The organism is Frateuria flava, from assembly GCF_017837635.1.
Taxonomy (GTDB): domain Bacteria; phylum Pseudomonadota; class Gammaproteobacteria; order Xanthomonadales; family Rhodanobacteraceae; genus Frateuria_A; species Frateuria_A flava.
Genome location: NZ_JAGJRS010000020.1, coordinates 1 through 16,586, shown reverse-complemented (window position 1 = coordinate 16,586; position 16,586 = coordinate 1). Strand labels below are relative to the sequence as shown.

The window sequence follows — 16,586 nt, the reverse complement described above, 5'->3', positions numbered from 1 at the left end:
CCGTCAGCGTCGTCTTGCCGTGGTCCACGTGGCCGATCGTGCCGACGTTCACGTGCGGCTTGGTGCGCTCGAATTTACCCTTTGCCATGACTTCAAACCTCTGAAAAGAGCTGGTTAATTAGTGCGGCCGCGAGGCCGCTTTCCGTTCTTCGCGACCATGGATCGATCGCACTAATTAAGTAAAGCTAATGAAAACTCAGGCCTTCTTGATGACCTGCTCGGCGATGTTGTTCGGCGCTTCTGCGTAGTGATCGAACTCCATCGTGAACGTGGCGCGGCCCTGGGTCAGCGAGCGGATGGTGGTCGCATAACCGAACATCTCGCCCAGCGGCACCATCGCGTTGATGGTCTTGCCCGACGGCGTGTCGTCCTGGCCCTGCAGCAGGCCGCGACGACGACTCAGGTCGCCCATCACGTCACCGACGTATTCCTCGGGCGTGACCACCTCGACCTTCATCATGGGCTCGAGCAGGACCGGATTCGCTTTCGCGAAGCCCTGCTTGAAGGCCATCGATGCGGCAAGCTTGAAGGCCATTTCCGACGAGTCGACGTCGTGATACGAGCCAAAGACGAGCTTGGTCTTGACGCCGACCACCGGGAAGCCGGCCAGCGGACCACTGGTGATGGTTTCGCGCAGGCCCTTCTCCACCGACGGAATGAATTCCTTCGGAATCACGCCACCGGTGATCTCGTTGACGAACAGGAAATCGTCCTTGACGTCCGGACTCTTGCGCTCTTCCTCCGTCATCGGCGACAGCTCGATCACCACGTGACCGTACTGACCCTTACCACCGGACTGCTTGGCGTGCTTGTAGTCCGACTTGACGTCCGACGCGCGGATGGTCTCGCGATAGGCGACCTGCGGCTTGCCGACGTTGGCCTCGACGTTGAACTCGCGCTTCATGCGGTCCACCAGGATGTCCAGGTGGAGCTCGCCCATGCCCGAGATGATGGTCTGGCCCGACTCCTCGTCCGTACGCACGCGGAAAGACGGATCCTCCGCGGCCAGACGACCGAGCGCGATGCCCATCTTTTCCTGGTCGGACTTGGTCTTCGGCTCGACCGCCATCGAGATCACCGGCTCCGGGAACGTCATCCGTTCCAGGGTGATGATGTGATCCTGCGCGCACAGCGTGTCACCGGTCGTCACGTCCTTCAGGCCAACCGCCGCGGCGATGTCGCCCGCGCGGACTTCCTTCAGTTCGTGGCGCTCGTTCGCGTGCATCTGCAGGATGCGGCCGATGCGCTCCTTCTTCGACTTGACCGGGTTGTAGACCTGGTCGCCGGCGTTCAGCGTGCCCGAATAGACACGGAAGAAGGTCAGCGAGCCGACGAACGGGTCGGTCATGATTTTGAAGGCAAGCGCGGAGAACGGCGCATTGTCGTCCGCCGTGCGGGTCGCGTCATTGTCGTCGTCGTCCACGCCCGACACCGGCGGACGATCGGCGGGCGACGGCAGCAGGTTCACCACCGCGTCAAGCATCGCCTGGACGCCCTTGTTCTTGAACGCCGTGCCGCAGTAGACCGGGATGATTTCGCTGGACAGCGTGCGCTGGCGCAGGCCCTCGATGATCTCGGCCTCGGTGAGCTCACCGCCCTCGAGGTACTTGTTCATCAGGTCCTCGGACGCCTCGGCGGCCGACTCCACCATGTAGCTGCGCGCCTCGGCAGCCTTGTCCGCGAGGCTGGCCGGAATGTCCTGGTACTCGAATTTCATGCCCTGGGACTCCATGTCCCAGATGATCGCCTTCATCTTGAGCAGGTCGACCACGCCGTCGAAGTTGTCTTCGGCGCCGATCGGCACCTGCATCGGCACCGGGTTGGCACCCAGGCGCGCCTTCAGCTGGTCGACGACCTTGTAGAAGTTCGCACCGGTGCGGTCCATCTTATTGACGAACGCAAGGCGCGGCACCTTGTACTTGTTGGCCTGGCGCCACACGGTCTCGGACTGCGGCTGCACGCCACCGACCGCGCACAGCACGAACACCGCACCGTCGAGCACGCGCAGCGAACGCTCGACTTCGATGGTGAAGTCGACGTGTCCGGGGGTGTCGATGATGTTGAAGCGGTGTTCCGGCAGCGAGCGATCCATGCCCTTCCAGAACGCCGTGGTGGCCGCGGAAGTGATGGTGATGCCGCGCTCCTGCTCCTGCTCCATCCAGTCCATGGTGGCCGCACCGTCATGCACCTCGCCAATCTTGTGACTGACACCGGTGTAGAACAGGATGCGCTCCGTGGTCGTGGTCTTGCCGGCATCGATGTGAGCCATGATGCCGAAGTTGCGGTAGCGCTCGATGGGAGTGGTGCGTGCCATGGATGTTTACCTATACAGGGCAACCCTGCCCTCGATTCGTCGCGGCCGTCCGGACCACGGTTTCAATGAGAAATCCGCCGCAAGTGGCGGATTGACTCCTTGCCGCCACCGCAGGCGGCGGCAAGGCATACCGCTTACCAGCGGTAGTGCGAGAAGGCCTTGTTGGCTTCCGCCATGCGGTGGGTCTCTTCGCGCTTCTTGATCGCGCCGCCGCGGTTCTCCGAGGCTTCCAGCAGCTCAGCCGCCAGCTTGCGCGGCATCGAGGTCTCGCCACGCTTGCGGGCGGCATCGATCACCCAGCGCATCGCCAGCGCCATGCGGCGGCCCGGGCGCACTTCGACCGGCACCTGGTAGGTGGCGCCGCCGACGCGACGGGACTTCACCTCGACCGCCGGAGCAACGTTGCCCAGCGCCTTCTCGACCAGAGCCACCGGCTCGGCGTTCTTTTCACCCAGATGGGTCAGCGCGCCGTAGACGATGCTCTCGGCGACCGACTTCTTTCCGCTCTTCATCACCATGTTGATGAAGCGGGCGATCAGCTGGCTGCCGTGCTTGGGGTCCGGCAGGACCAGGCGGGCGGGATGGGAACCTTTACGCGACATGTTTGGAGTCCGTTGTTTATTTGCGGGCAATCCTGTCCGCGCGAAAGCGGCCATCGTGGCCGCATCTGTTCGTTACCTTTTGCAGCGTCCGGTTCGCCAGAAGCCAACCGTCCATGGCTGCATTTTCGATGCGAGCCGCCGGACCAGGTCCGGCAGGCGATTACTTCTTCGGGCGCTTGGCGCCGTACTTCGAACGGGCCTGGCGGCGCTTGGTCACGCCGGCGCAGTCGAGGCTGCCGCGCACGGTGTGGTAGCGCACGCCCGGCAGGTCCTTCACGCGGCCGCCGCGGATCAGCACGACCGAGTGCTCCTGCAGGTTATGGCCCTCACCGCCGATGTAGCTGATGACCTCGTAGCCATTGGTCAGGCGCACCTTGGCGACCTTGCGCAACGCCGAGTTCGGCTTCTTCGGGGTGGTCGTGTACACGCGAGTGCAGACGCCACGGCGCTGCGGACTGCTCTGCAGGGCCGGCGAAGCGCTCTTGTAGGTCTTCGGGCTGCGGTTCTTGCGCACCAACTGGTTGACTGTCGTCATGCGAAGCTTTTCCTGAGAAACATAAAGGCAGACCGAAACTCGGTCTGCCAAGAAGCGGGAATTTAACATGGGCGCCTTGCACCAGGCAAGGCAACACCCTGTCCTCCATGACCCGAACACGAGGTGCATCCGTGCACCTCATTTCGTATGTCGGCGAGCAAGCCCTCAGGGCTTACTCGGCACCTTCATCGCTACCGGCAGTGGCTTCCGCGAAACTCGCTGCGGAGGAGGAACCGGAAAGGGCCTCCAGTTCCGAGGCGGTCAACCCGCCCTGGCGACGACGCTGCGCGTGGTACGCCAGACCCGTACCTGCCGGAATCAGACGGCCGACAATAACATTTTCCTTGAGGCCCCGCAAGGTATCGCGGGTGCCGCGGACGGCCGCTTCGGTCAGCACACGGGTGGTTTCCTGGAAGGAAGCCGCCGAGATGAACGACTCGGTCGCCAGCGACGCCTTGGTGATGCCCAGCAGCACCGACTGGTACTCGGCCGGACGCTCACCCTTGCCCTCGGCGCGCTCGTTCTCCTCGTTGATCCGCACGCGCTCGACCTGTTCGCCGCGCAGGTAGTGGCTCTCGCCCGGCTCGGTAATCTCGACCTTGCGCAGCATCTGGCGAATGATCGCTTCGATGTGCTTGTCGTTGATCTTCACGCCCTGCAGGCGATAGACGTCCTGGATTTCCTTGACCAGGTACGCCGCCAGCGGCTCCACGCCCAGCAGGCGCAGGATGTCATGCGGATTGGGCTCGCCGTCCACGACGGTCTCGCCCTTCTCCACGTGCTCGCCTTCGAACACGATGACCTGACGCCACTTGGGAATCAGCTCCTCGTGCTCGTTGCCGTCGGCGTCCTTGATGATCAGGCGCTGCTTGCCCTTGGTGTCCTTGCCGAAGCTGACCACGCCGGAGCGCTCGGCCAGGATCGCCGGCTCCTTCGGCTTGCGCGCCTCGAACAGATCAGCCACGCGCGGCAGACCGCCGGTGATGTCGCGGGTCTTGGAGGTTTCCTGCGGGATACGGGCAACCACGTCGCCCACGCCCACTTCCACGCCATTCTGGATCGACACGATCGCACCGGCCGGCAGCATGTACTGCGCCGGCACGTCGGTACCCGGCAGCTTCAGCTCGCGACCCTTGGCGTCTTCCAGGCGCACGATCGGACGCAGGTCCTTGGCCGCGGTACCGCGACGCTTCGGATCGGTCACCACCGCCGACTCCAGACCGGTCAGCTCGTCGGTCTGGCTCTGCACGGTGACGCCATCGATGAAGTCGATGAAGCGCACGGTACCGGCCACTTCCGAGACGATCGGATGGGTGTGCGGATCCCAGTTGGCGACGGTCTGGCCAGCCTTGACCGCATCGCCATCCTTGACCGCGATGGTTGCGCCGTAAGGCACCTTGTAGCGCTCGCGCTCGCGACCGTTGGCGTCGATGACCGACACTTCGCCCGATCGCGACACCGCCACCAGGTGACCCTGCGCGTGCTGCACGGTCTTGAGGTTGTTGAACTTCAGCGTGCCGGTGGTCTTGACCGAAACGTTGTCCACGGCGGCGGCACGGGAAGCCGCGCCACCGATGTGGAAGGTACGCATGGTCAGCTGCGTGCCGGGCTCACCGATCGACTGCGCGGCAACCACGCCGACCGCCTCGCCCATGTTGACCAGATGGCCACGGGCCAGGTCGCGGCCGTAGCACAGCGCGCAAACGCCATGACTGGCTTCGCAGGTGATCGGCGAGCGGACCTTGATCGACTGCACGCCGGCCTTGTCCAGCTTCTCGACCAGCGCTTCGTCCAGCAGCGTGTCACGAGTGACGATCGCGTCGTCGTCGTTGCCCGGGCCGTACACATCCTCGACCACCACGCGGCCGAGCACGCGCTCGCGCAACGGCTCGACGACATCACCGCCTTCGACGATCGGCTGCATCAGCACGCCGTCCTCGGTGCCGCAGTCATCCATGGTGATGACCACGTCCTGCGCCACGTCGACGAGTCGACGGGTCAGATAACCGGAGTTGGCGGTCTTCAACGCGGTATCCGCCAGGCCCTTACGGGCACCGTGGGTCGAGTTGAAGTACTGCAGCACGTTCAGGCCTTCGCGGAAGTTGGCCTTGATCGGGGTCTCGATGATCGAGCCGTCCGGACGGGCCATAAGGCCGCGCATGCCGGCCAGCTGGCGAATCTGGGCCACGCTACCGCGCGCGCCGGAGTCGGCCATGATGTACAGCGAGTTCATCGACTTCTGGTTGACCGTCTTGCCCTCGGCGTCGGTGACCTTCTCGGTACCGATGCCGTCGATCATTGCCTTGGCGACCAGCTCGTTGGTGCGCGACCAGATGTCGACCACCTTGTTGTAGCGCTCGCCGGCGGTGACCAGGCCCGACTGGTACTGCTCCTGGATCTCGACCACTTCCTTCTCGGCCTCTTCCAGGATCGGCTTCTTCTCGTCGGGGATGATCATGTCATCGATGCCGATCGAGATGCCCGCGCGGGTGGCGAAGCGGAAGCCGGTGTACATCAGCTGGTCCGCGAAGATCACCGTCTCCTTCAGGCCCAGGCGACGGTAGCAGGCGTTGATCAGGCGCGAGATGTTCTTCTTGGTCAGCTCGGTGTTGGCCAGCTCGAAGGGCAGGCCTTCGGGCATGATCTCGGCCAGCAGCGCGCGGCCCACGGTGGTGTCGACCAGCGACATCTTGCTGGTGCGCTCGCCGTCGTCGGCGATGGTGACCTGCTTCAGGCGCACCTTGACCTTGGCATGCAGCTGCACGGCACGGTTCTCATAGGCGCGACGCACCTCGGAGATGCCCGAGAACACCATGCCGGTGCCCTTGGCGTTCACCAGCTCGCGGGTCATGTAGTACAGGCCCAGCACCACGTCCTGGGTCGGCACGATGATCGGCTCGCCGTTGGCGGGCGACAGGATGTTGTTGGTCGCCATCATCAGGGCGCGCGCTTCCAGCTGCGCCTCGATCGAGAGCGGCACGTGCACGGCCATCTGGTCGCCGTCGAAGTCGGCGTTGAACGCGGTACAGACCAGCGGATGCAGCTGAATCGCCTTGCCTTCGATCAGCTTCGGCTCGAACGCCTGGATGCCCAGACGATGCAGCGTCGGCGCACGGTTGAGCAGCACCGGATGCTCGCGGATCACCTCTTCGAGGATGTCCCACACCATCGGTTCTTCGCGCTCGACCAGCTTCTTGGCCGCCTTGATGGTGGTGGCCTCGCCGCGGGCCTGCAGCTTGGCGAAGATGAAGGGCTTGAACAGCTCCAGCGCCATCTTCTTGGGCAGGCCGCACTGGTGCAGGCGCAGCGTCGGACCGACCACGATCACCGAACGGCCGGAGTAGTCCACGCGCTTGCCGAGCAGGTTCTGGCGGAACCGGCCCTGCTTGCCCTTGATCATGTCGGCGAGCGACTTCAGCGCACGCTTGTTGGTGCCGGTGATGGCACGGCCACGACGGCCGTTGTCCAGCAGCGCATCGACCGACTCCTGCAGCATGCGCTTCTCGTTGCGCACGATGATGTCGGGCGCATTGAGCTCGAGCAGGCGCTTGAGGCGGTTGTTGCGGTTGATGACGCGGCGGTACAGGTCATTGAGGTCGGAGGTCGCGAAGCGGCCACCGTCCAGCGGCACCAGCGGACGCAGGTCCGGCGGCAGTACCGGCAGCACGGTCAGGACCATCCACTCGGGCTTGTTGCCCGATTCCAGGAAGGCCTCGATCAGCTTGACGCGCTTGGTGAGGCGCTTGAGCTTGGTCTCGGAGTTGGTCGAGGCGATCTCTTCCTTCAGGCGGATGACTTCGCCCTGCAGGTCGATCGACTTCAGCAGCTCGTAGACCGCCTCGGCGCCCATGCGGGCGTCGAACTCGTCGCCGTGCTCCTCGGTCGCTTCGAGATACTGGTCCTCGCTCAGCAGCTGACCCTTCTCCAGCGCGGTCAGCCCCGCGTCGATGACCACGAAGGCCTCGAAATACAGGATGCGCTCGATGTCGCGCAGGGTCATGTCCAGCATCAGGCCGATGCGCGAGGGCAGCGACTTGAGGAACCAGATGTGCGCGGTCGGGCTGGCCAGCTCGATGTGGCCCATGCGCTCGCGGCGCACCTTGGCCAGCGTCACTTCCGTGCCGCACTTCTCGCAGACCACGCCGCGGTGCTTCATGCGCTTGTACTTGCCGCACAGGCACTCGTAGTCCTTCACCGGGCCGAAGATGGCGGCGCAGAACAGGCCGTCACGCTCCGGCTTGAAGGTACGGTAGTTGATCGTCTCGGGCTTCTTCACCTCGCCGTACGACCACGAGCGGATCAGCTCGGGCGACGCCAGCGCGATCTTGATCGCGTCGAAATCGGGCGTGGTGCGCTGCTGGTTGAAAAGGTTGAGCAGGTCTTTCATGGGTGTCTCCGGAAGATCGGGAATCGGGAATGGAGAATCGGGAATCGATAGAGCAGGCGGGTGGGAGATCGGGAGTTACTGCAGCGCACTAGCGCCCTTGCGAATCCCGAATTCCCAATCCCAAATCCCTGCCCTCCAGCCAATTACTTCACTTCCTCCAGATCGATATCGATGCCGAGCGAGCGGATTTCCTTGACCAGCACATTGAAGGACTCCGGCATGCCGGCCGCCATCTCGTGGTTGCCGTCGACGATGTTCTTGTACATCTGGTTGCGGCCCTGCACGTCGTCGGACTTCACCGTCAGCATTTCCTGCAGGGTGTAGGCCGCGCCGTAGGCTTCCAGCGCCCAGACTTCCATTTCGCCGAAGCGCTGGCCGCCGAACTGGGCCTTGCCGCCCAGCGGCTGCTGGGTGACCAGCGAGTACGGGCCGGTGGAACGCGCGTGCATCTTGTCGTCGACCAGGTGGTTGAGCTTCAGGTAATGCATGTAGCCCACGGTCACCGGGCGATCGAACGCCTCGCCGGTGCGGCCGTCGAACAGCGTGGTCTGGCCCGACTCGGGCAGATCCGCCAGCTTCAGCATCGCCTTGATCTCGGTTTCCTCGGCACCGTCGAACACCGGCGTGGCCATCGGCACGCCTTCCTGCAGGTTGTTCGCCAGGGTCAGGATCTCCTGGTCGGACAGCGTCTTCAGATCGACGTGCTGCACCGCGCCGGCGGCGTGGGTGTTGTAGATCTGGTCGAGGAATTCGCGGACCTTGGTCACCTTGTCCTGAGCCTCCAGCATGCGCTGGATCTTGCGACCCAGGCCCTTGGCGGCCCAGCCCAGATGCATTTCCAGCACCTGGCCGATGTTCATACGCGAAGGCACGCCCAGCGGGTTGAGCACGATGTCGACCGGCTCGCCGTTGGCCATGAAAGGCATGTCCTCGACCGGCACCACGTTGGACACCACGCCCTTGTTGCCGTGGCGACCGGCCATCTTGTCGCCCGGCTGGATGCGGCGCTTCACGGCCAGGAAAACCTTGACCATCTTGAGGACGCCCGGGGCGAGGTCGTCACCCTGGGTGATCTTGGCCTGCTTCTCCTTGAAGCGGCGGTCGAATTCCTCCTTGTGACGCTTGACCTGCTCGGCCGCGCGCTCGAGGAACTCGGTGACGGACTCGTCCTTGACGTTGATCTTGAACCAGTCGTCCTTCTTCAGCCCGTCCAGGTAGGCGTCGGTGATCTCGGTGCCACGCTTCAGGCCGCCGGGGCCGCTCATCGCGGACTGGCCGACCAACTGCGCGCGCATACGGTTGTAGATCGCGCCCTCGAGGATGCGGAACTGATCGTCGAAATCCTTGCGGATCCGCTTGATCTCCATTTCCTCGATCTGCTTGGCGCGCTTGTCCTTCTCGATGCCGTCGCGGGTGAACACCTGCACGTCGATGACGGTGCCGTCCATGCCCGGCGGCACGCGCAGCGAGCTGTCCTTCACGTCGGACGCCTTCTCGCCGAAGATCGCGCGCAGCAGCTTCTCTTCCGGGGTCAGCTGGCTCTCGCCCTTCGGGGTGACCTTGCCGACCATGATGTCGCCGGCCTTGACCTCGGCACCGATGTAGACGATGCCGGACTCGTCCAGACGCGCCAGCGCCTGCTCGCCCACGTTCGGGATGTCGGCGGTGATTTCCTCAGCGCCCAGCTTGGTGTCGCGCGCGATGCAGGACAGCTCCTCGATGTGGATCGAGGTGTAGCGGTCCTCCTGCACGACGCGCTCGGAGAGCAGGATCGAGTCTTCGAAGTTGTAGCCGTTCCACGGCATGAAGGCGATCAGCATGTTCTGGCCGAGCGCGAGCTCGCCCAGGTCGGTGGACGAGCCGTCCGCCAGCGTGTCACCCTTGGCCACGATGTCACCGACGTTCACCAGCGGACGCTGGTTGAGGTTGGTGTTCTGGTTGGAGCGGGTGTACTTGGTCAGCGTGTAGATGTCGACGCCGGCGTCGTTGTCGCCGACCTCTTCCTCGTTCACACGCACGACGATACGGCCGGCGTCGACCTGGTCGATCACGCCGCCGCGCTTGGCGGATACGATCACACCCGAGTCGCGCGCCACGGCGCGCTCGATGCCGGTACCAACCAGCGGGGTCTGCGAGCGCAGCGTCGGCACGGCCTGGCGCTGCATGTTCGCGCCCATCAGTGCGCGGTTCGCGTCATCGTGCTCCAGGAACGGCACCAGCGCCGCCGCGACCGACACGGTCTGCATCGGCGAGACGTCCATGTAGTCGACTTCGGCCGCCGGGCGCAACTCGGATTCACCGCGGAAACGGCAGGACACGAAGTCCTCCAGGAACGCACCGTGCTTGTCCAGCGGCGAGTTCGCCTGCGCGATGACGTGGTCGCCTTCCTCGATCGCCGACAGGTAGTCGACGGTGTCGGTGACCTTGCCGTTGGCGACCTTGCGGTACGGCGTCTCCAGGAAGCCGTAGGCGTTGGTGCGGGCGTACACGGCCAGCGAGTTGATCAGGCCGATGTTCGGGCCTTCCGGCGTCTCGATGGTGCAGACGCGGCCGTAGTGGGTCGGATGCACGTCACGCACTTCGAAGCCGGCACGCTCGCGGGTCAGGCCACCCGGGCCCAGCGCCGAGACGCGGCGCTTGTGGGTCACTTCCGACAGCGGGTTGTTCTGGTCCATGAACTGCGACAGCTGCGAGGAGCCGAAGAACTCCTTCACCGCCGCCGCGACCGGCTTGGCGTTGATCAGCTCCTGCGGGGTCAGGCCCTCGGACTCGGCCAGCGACAGACGCTCGCGCACGGCGCGCTCGACGCGCACCAGGCCGATGCGGAAGGTGTTCTCGGCCATCTCGCCGACCGATCGCACGCGGCGGTTGCCCAGGTGGTCGATGTCGTCGACCGTGCCGTGGCCGTTCTTGATGTCGATCAGGACCTTGAGCACGTCGAGCACGTCGGACTGGTCGCCCAGCTGCTGCACCAGCGTCTGCGCGGCCTCTTCCTTGCGCTCGGCGAAGTACTTGTGGTCGTACAGCACGCCCGGGCCCAGGATCTCCTGGCGGCCCACTCGGCGGTTGAACTTCATGCGGCCGACCGCCGACAGGTCGTAGCGGTCGAAGGTGAAGAACAGGTTGAAGAACAGGTTCTGCGCGGCGTCCTTGGTCGGCGGCTCGCCCGGACGCATCATGCGGTAGATCTCCACCAGCGCCTCGAGCTGCGTCTTGGTGTTGTCGATCCGCAGGGTGTGCGAGATGTACGCGCCGCGATCCAGGTCGTTGACGTACAGCGTCGGCACCGTCTCGATGCCGGCCTTGCGGAAGGCTTCGAGCTGCTCGGCGGTGATCTCGTCATTGGCCGAAGCCAGCAGTTCGCCGGTCTTGGAATCGACCACGTCGATGGCCACGATGCGGCCGATCAGGTAGTCGTCCGGAACCTCGAGCGCGGTGATGTTTTCGGCCGCCAGCTGGCGCACGTGGCGCGCGGTGATGCGCTTGCCGGCTTCCACCAGCACCTTGTCGCCGATCATCAGGTCGAAGGTCAGCGTCTCGCCGCGCAGGCGCTCGGCGACCAGCTCCAGCGTGGTGCCGCCCTTCTTGCCCAGGTGGAAGACGTTGTGTTCGAAGAAGATGCCCAGCATCTCTTCGTTGTTGTAGCCGAGCGCGCGCAGCAGCACCGTCACCGGCAGCTTGCGGCGGCGGTCGATACGGGTGAACAGCGCGTCCTTCGGGTCGAACTCGAAGTCCAGCCACGAACCGCGGTAAGGAATCACGCGGGCCGAGAACAGCAGCTTGCCCGAGCTGTGCGTCTTGCCACGGTCGTGGTCGAAGAACACACCCGGTGAGCGATGCAGCTGCGAGACAATGACGCGCTCGGTGCCATTGATGATGAAGGTACCGGTGTCCGTCATGAGCGGGATCTCGCCCATGTAGACCTCCTGCTCCTTGACGTACTTGACGGCCTTCTTGGACGCCGGGCTGTCCTTGTCGTAGATCACCAAGCGCACGGTGGTGCGCAGCGGCGCGCCGTAGGTCATGCCGCGGTTGCGGCACTCGCGCTCGTCGAACGCCGGCTCGCCCAGGCGGTAGTCCACGTACTCGAGGGCGGCGTTGCCCGAATAGCTGGCAATCGGGAACACCGACTTGAGCGCGGCGTGCAGACCCTTGTCCTCGCGCTTCTTCGGCGCGACGTGCTCCTGCAGGAACTCACGGTAGGAATCGGTCTGGATGGTCAGCAGGTTGGGCACGCCCAGCACGGGCGGGCGCTTGCCGAAATCCTTGCGGATGCGCTTCTTCTCGGTAAACGAGTAGGTCATGGGGTGACGCCTCGGTTCGCAGTGGCGCCGGTGGTGCACACACCGGCTAAATGGAAAAGATCGGGATTCGGGAATCGAGAATCGGGAATCGTCAGAGCCGCGCACGCTTGCTCTTTAACGAATCCCGATTCTCCATTCCCCATTCCCGTTCAACGGGCAAAGCCCGGGGGCTTTCGCCCCCAGGCTCGCTTGACGCTAAGCCAAACTGACGGCGCGCAAGGCGCCGATTACTTCAGTTCGACCGTGGCGCCGGCAGCTTCCAGGTCCTTCTTGAACTTGGCAGCGTCTTCCTTCGAAGCGGCTTCCTTCACGACGCCACCGGCCTCGGTCAGGTCCTTCGCTTCCTTCAGGCCCAGGCCGGTGATGGCGCGGACGGCCTTGATCACGTCGACCTTCTTGTCGCCGGCGGACTTCAGGATCACGTCGAACTCGGTCTGCTCTTCGGCAGCCGGGCCGGCGGCGGCCGGGCCAGCGGCCATCATGACCGGGGCGGCGGCGGTGACGCCGAACTTCTCTTCGATGGCCTTCACCAGGTCCATCACTTCCATCAGCGACTTGGCGGCGACGGCTTCAACGATCTGTTCGTTGGTCAGGGACATTTGTTTTTACCTCTGGAAATAAAGTCGTTTGGAAAAGATCGTCGAATCAGGCTTCGGCCGGGGCTTCGGCGGTGGCTTCGCCACCGCCCTGCTGGTCGGCGACGGCCTTGACCACGCGGGCGAACATCGTCGCCGGCTCGGCCAGCACGCGGGCCAGCATGGCCAGCGCCTGTTCGCGGGTCGGCAGCGCGGCCAGCACGTCGACGTGCGCGGCAGGCAGCAGCTTGCCTTCCACCGCGACCAGCCGAGGCTTGAGCTTGTCGTTGGTCTTGGCGAATTCCTTGATCAGACGCCCGGCGGCACCGGGCTCCTCGGTCGAGAACGCGTACAGCAGCGGACCGGTCAGGGCGTCCTTGACGACCTCGAACTCGGTACCGGCCACGGCGCGCGACACCAGCGTGTTCTTGACAACCTTCAGGAACACGCCCGACTCGCGGGCCTTCTTGCGCATCGCGGTCATCTGCTCGACCGTGGTGCCCGCGTACTCGGCGGCGACCAAGGAGTGGGCCTTGGCGGCGACGTCTGCCAGCTCGGCGACTACTTCTTGCTTCTGGGACAGATTGAGAGCCATTGCACTCCTCCACTTAGAACTCCGCTCACGGCTCCTGCCGCTTGCGGTCCTGGGCGACGCCGTCCGTGACGTCGGGGATGCGGAGCATCCCGGGTGGTGGCCTTTCCAGAACATGCATTCCAGAGAAGGGCTGCACCATCTACGCCGGCTGGCCTTGCGGCCGATTAAGCGATCAAGGTGAAGCGGCGACGGCGATTCCCTGCCAGTAACGAGCTCCCTGCCCGTCGTCGTCGCGCATCGATCGCGCCTGCGGTCTTTGACGGCTGCCCCGGCCGGAGCCAGGGCTGCCTTCAAAAACTTCCCTTCGTGCCCACACCAGGCACGAAGGACTTGAACTTGCCTTACTTTGCGGTAGCGGCGCTCAGCGACGAAGTGTCGACCGGCACGCCCACGCCCATCGTGCTGGACAGGGCGACCTTCTGCAGGTACTGGCCCTTGGCCGCGGCCGGCTTGGCCTTGAGCAGGTCGCCGATCAGCGCGTTGAGGTTGTCGGCGAGTTGCGAAGCCTCGAAGCTGGCCTTGCCGATGGTGGCGTGGATGATGCCCGCCTTGTCGTTGCGGAACTTCACCTGACCGGCCTTGGCGTTCTTCACCGCGGTGACCACGTCGGCGGTGACCGAACCGTCCTTCGGGTTCGGCATCAGGCCGCGCGGGCCGAGCAGCTGGCCGAGCTTGCCGACCACGCGCATCGCGTCCGGGGTGGCGATCACGCGACCGAAGTCGAGGTCGCCGCCCTGCATGCGCTCGGCCAGGTCATCCATGCCGACCGCGTCGGCACCGGCGGCCTTGGCGGCCTCGGCCTTCTCGCCCGGCGGGCAGAACACGGCGACCTTGATGGTCTTGCCGGTGCCGTGCGGCAGCAGCGAGGAGCCACGCACGCCCTGGTCCGACTTCTTCGCGTCTATCCCTAAGCGCACGGCCACGTCGACGGACTCGACGAACTTGGCCTTGGCGTTGTTCTTGACGATGTTCAGGGCGTCTTCCAGCCCATAGACCTTGCCCGGCTGCACAGCGGCCTGGGCGGCCTTCATACGCTTGGTGATCTTTGCCATGTCTTAACCCTCCACCACCAGGCCCATGCTGCGCGCGCTACCGGCAATGGTGCGCACCGCAGCGTCCAGATCCGCAGCCGTCAGATCCGGCTCCTTCTGCTTCGCAACGTCTTCGAGCTGCTTGCGGGTGATCTTGCCCACCTTGTCGGTGTTGGGCTTGGACGAACCCTTGGCGACGCCGGTGACCTTCTTGATCAGCACGGTGGCGGGCGGGGTCTTGGTGATGAAGGTGAAGCTGCGATCCGAGTAGGCCGTGATGATCACGGGGATCGGCAGGCCCGGCTCCATCTTCTGCGTAGCGGCGTTGAACGCCTTGCAGAATTCCATGATGTTGAGGCCGCGCTGACCGAGGGCGGGGCCCACCGGCGGCGACGGGTTGGCCTGGCCGGCCTTGACCTGCAGCTTGATGTAACCGACGACTTTCTTTGCCATGGGGATTTTCCTTGCGAGTGCTGGCGCCTTGCGGCTCCTCGCGTGCTTGCCTTCCAGGCAGTGGAGGGCCTGCTTCCGTGCAGGCCGTCGAAAAGCGAACACGCCGAGTCGAAAGACCTCGGCGTGGAACCGCGTAGTTTAGGGAGTGATCAAGTTTTAAGCAAGTGACGGGCCAGCGACGGGCTGACTCCCTCTCCCCTCCGGGGAGAGGGCCGGGGTGAGGGGCCGCTCTTGCGCGAGGGGCGGATCCAAGCGGGCCCTGAGGGAGTTCCCCGCGAGCCCCGCCCCCTCACCTCGATCCTCTCCCCAAGGGGAGAGGAAGCGAACGCGAAGAGTGCGTTGCCTCATTGAAGCGAGGCTCAGGCCTTCTCGACCTGCCCGAACTCAAGCTCGACTGGCGTCGAACGACCGAAGATCAGCACCGCGACGCGCAGGCGGCTCTTCTCATAATTGACTTCTTCGACCACGCCGTTGAAGTCGTTGAACGGACCTTCGGTGACGCGGACCATCTCGCCCGGTTCGAACAGCACCTTGGGCTTGGGCTTTTCAACGCCCTCGCGCACGCGGCTGAGGATCGCGTCGGCTTCGCTGTCGCGGATCGGCAGCGGACGGTCGGCGGTGCCGCCGATGAAGCCCATCACCTTGGGCGTTTCCTTGACCAGGTGCCAGCACTCGTCGTCGATGCGGGGCGACTTGCCCTCGGTATCGGTTTCGATCTGCACCAGCACGTAGCCCGGAAAGAACTTGCGCTCGCTGCGGCGCTTCTGGCCGCCGCGCATCTCGATCACTTCCTCGGTCGGCACCAGCACTTCGCCGAACTTCTCTTCCATGCCGGCGCGCGCAATGCGCTCGGACAACGACTTGCGGACCTGGTTCTCGAAGCCCGAATAGGCGTGAACGACGTACCAACGCTTGGTCATGGGCTACTCCTTACGAACCGAGTTTGAGCAGCCAGTCGAGCACGACCGACTTCAGGATCAGGTCGATCAGGCCCAGCAGCAACGAAAGCACGATCACGACCGCAATGATCACGAGGGTCGTCTTGAGAGTTTCGTCGCGCGTCGGCCAGACCACCTTGCGCATCTCGAACTGCGACTCGGCGATGAAATTGCGCGCCTTGCGGCCCGGGCCGGTGAAGGCACCGATTGCCAGCGCAACCACCAGCGCGACCAGCACGCCGGCCAGGCGAACGGAGCCGGGAACGGTGTTATCGAACCAGGAATAGGCAAAGATGCCCGCCGCCAGCACCAGCACCGCCAGCACCAGCTTCCCGATATCCGCAGCACTCGTGCCGCGGGGCTGTTCTGCCTTGGTATTCATCGCAGTGACCGGGAAAGGGACCATCGGGACCGGATCGGTCGCCGACACTACCCGCACCCGTCATCGGTCCTCGAAAGATGGCACGCCAGGAGGGACTCGAACCCCCAACCTGCGGTTTTGGAGACCGCTGCTCTGCCAATTGAGCTACTGGCGTATGGAAAAACGTCAATCGGAAATGGTGAATCGGGAATCGGAGAACCGGAAGAGCGTGGATCGCCTGCCCTTCCGATTCCCTATTCCCGATTCCCTATTTACGCCTTACTTGATGACCTTGGCCACCACGCCGGCGCCGACGGTGCGGCCGCCTTCGCGGATGGCGAAGCGCAGGCCCTCGTCCATCGCGATCGGGTGGATCAGGCTCACCACCATCTTGATGTTGTCGCCCGGCATGACCATCTCCACGCCCTCCGGCAGCGTGACCGCGCCGGTCACGTCGGTGGTGCGGAAGTAGAACTGCGGACGGTAGCCCT

At 64.5% G+C, this 16,586-nt stretch carries 13 protein-coding genes and 1 tRNA gene; all 14 read right to left on the bottom strand.

Annotation, left to right across the window (positions count from 1 at the left end; all coding sequences use genetic code 11):
* Window positions 1–88: GTP-binding protein (locus J7I44_RS10540; RefSeq protein WP_033473206.1), on the bottom strand; the 88-nt coding region annotated here is incomplete at its 3' end.
* A 108-nt stretch (window positions 89–196) separates the two neighbouring features.
* A complete protein-coding gene (fusA, locus tag J7I44_RS10535; RefSeq protein ID WP_209620138.1) occupies window positions 197–2,314 on the bottom strand; it encodes an elongation factor G in 2,118 nt (705 codons plus the stop codon).
* Window positions 2,315–2,448: 134 nt separating this feature from the next.
* Window positions 2,449–2,916, bottom strand: coding sequence for a 30S ribosomal protein S7 (gene rpsG, locus J7I44_RS10530; protein WP_091340757.1), 468 nt, complete (start codon window positions 2,914–2,916; stop codon window positions 2,449–2,451).
* Between the two features lie 160 nt (window positions 2,917–3,076).
* Window positions 3,077–3,451 (bottom strand): 30S ribosomal protein S12, encoded by a 375-nt coding sequence (gene rpsL, locus J7I44_RS10525; RefSeq protein ID WP_209620135.1) that lies wholly within the window; start codon window positions 3,449–3,451, stop codon window positions 3,077–3,079.
* A gap of 172 nt (window positions 3,452–3,623) precedes the next feature.
* A complete protein-coding gene (gene rpoC, locus J7I44_RS10520; protein ID WP_209620132.1) occupies window positions 3,624–7,838 on the bottom strand; it encodes a DNA-directed RNA polymerase subunit beta' in 4,215 nt (1,404 codons plus the stop codon).
* Window positions 7,839–7,981: 143 nt separating this feature from the next.
* On the bottom strand, window positions 7,982–12,142 hold the full coding sequence (gene rpoB, locus J7I44_RS10515) for a DNA-directed RNA polymerase subunit beta (protein ID WP_209620130.1): 4,161 nt from the start codon (window positions 12,140–12,142) through the stop codon (window positions 7,982–7,984).
* Between the two features lie 227 nt (window positions 12,143–12,369).
* The gene (rplL, locus tag J7I44_RS10510) at window positions 12,370–12,741 is read right to left on the bottom strand and encodes a 50S ribosomal protein L7/L12 (RefSeq protein ID WP_209620128.1); all 372 of its coding nucleotides are present in this window, start codon (window positions 12,739–12,741) and stop codon (window positions 12,370–12,372) included.
* Between the two features lie 46 nt (window positions 12,742–12,787).
* Window positions 12,788–13,312 carry a 50S ribosomal protein L10 gene (gene rplJ / locus J7I44_RS10505; protein ID WP_209620124.1) on the bottom strand — a complete coding sequence of 175 codons (525 nt, stop codon included), beginning with the start codon at window positions 13,310–13,312 and terminating at the stop codon, window positions 12,788–12,790.
* A 341-nt stretch (window positions 13,313–13,653) separates the two neighbouring features.
* Complete coding sequence (rplA, locus tag J7I44_RS10500) at window positions 13,654–14,364, bottom strand: 50S ribosomal protein L1 (protein ID WP_209620121.1); 711 nt, start codon at window positions 14,362–14,364, stop codon at window positions 13,654–13,656.
* A 3-nt stretch (window positions 14,365–14,367) separates the two neighbouring features.
* Window positions 14,368–14,796 carry a 50S ribosomal protein L11 gene (gene rplK, locus J7I44_RS10495; protein ID WP_019464005.1) on the bottom strand — a complete coding sequence of 143 codons (429 nt, stop codon included), beginning with the start codon at window positions 14,794–14,796 and terminating at the stop codon, window positions 14,368–14,370.
* A gap of 359 nt (window positions 14,797–15,155) precedes the next feature.
* The gene (gene nusG, locus J7I44_RS10490) at window positions 15,156–15,716 is read right to left on the bottom strand and encodes a transcription termination/antitermination protein NusG (RefSeq protein ID WP_091340740.1); all 561 of its coding nucleotides are present in this window, start codon (window positions 15,714–15,716) and stop codon (window positions 15,156–15,158) included.
* A gap of 10 nt (window positions 15,717–15,726) precedes the next feature.
* The gene (gene secE, locus J7I44_RS10485; protein WP_209620117.1) at window positions 15,727–16,164 is read right to left on the bottom strand and encodes a preprotein translocase subunit SecE; all 438 of its coding nucleotides are present in this window, start codon (window positions 16,162–16,164) and stop codon (window positions 15,727–15,729) included.
* A 30-nt stretch (window positions 16,165–16,194) separates the two neighbouring features.
* Window positions 16,195–16,270: transfer RNA gene (locus J7I44_RS10480), tRNA-Trp, on the bottom strand.
* 104 nt (window positions 16,271–16,374) lie between these two features.
* Window positions 16,375–16,586 (bottom strand): EF-Tu C-terminal domain-related protein (locus J7I44_RS10475; protein WP_478293610.1); only part of this gene is annotated, 212 nt, incomplete at its 5' end.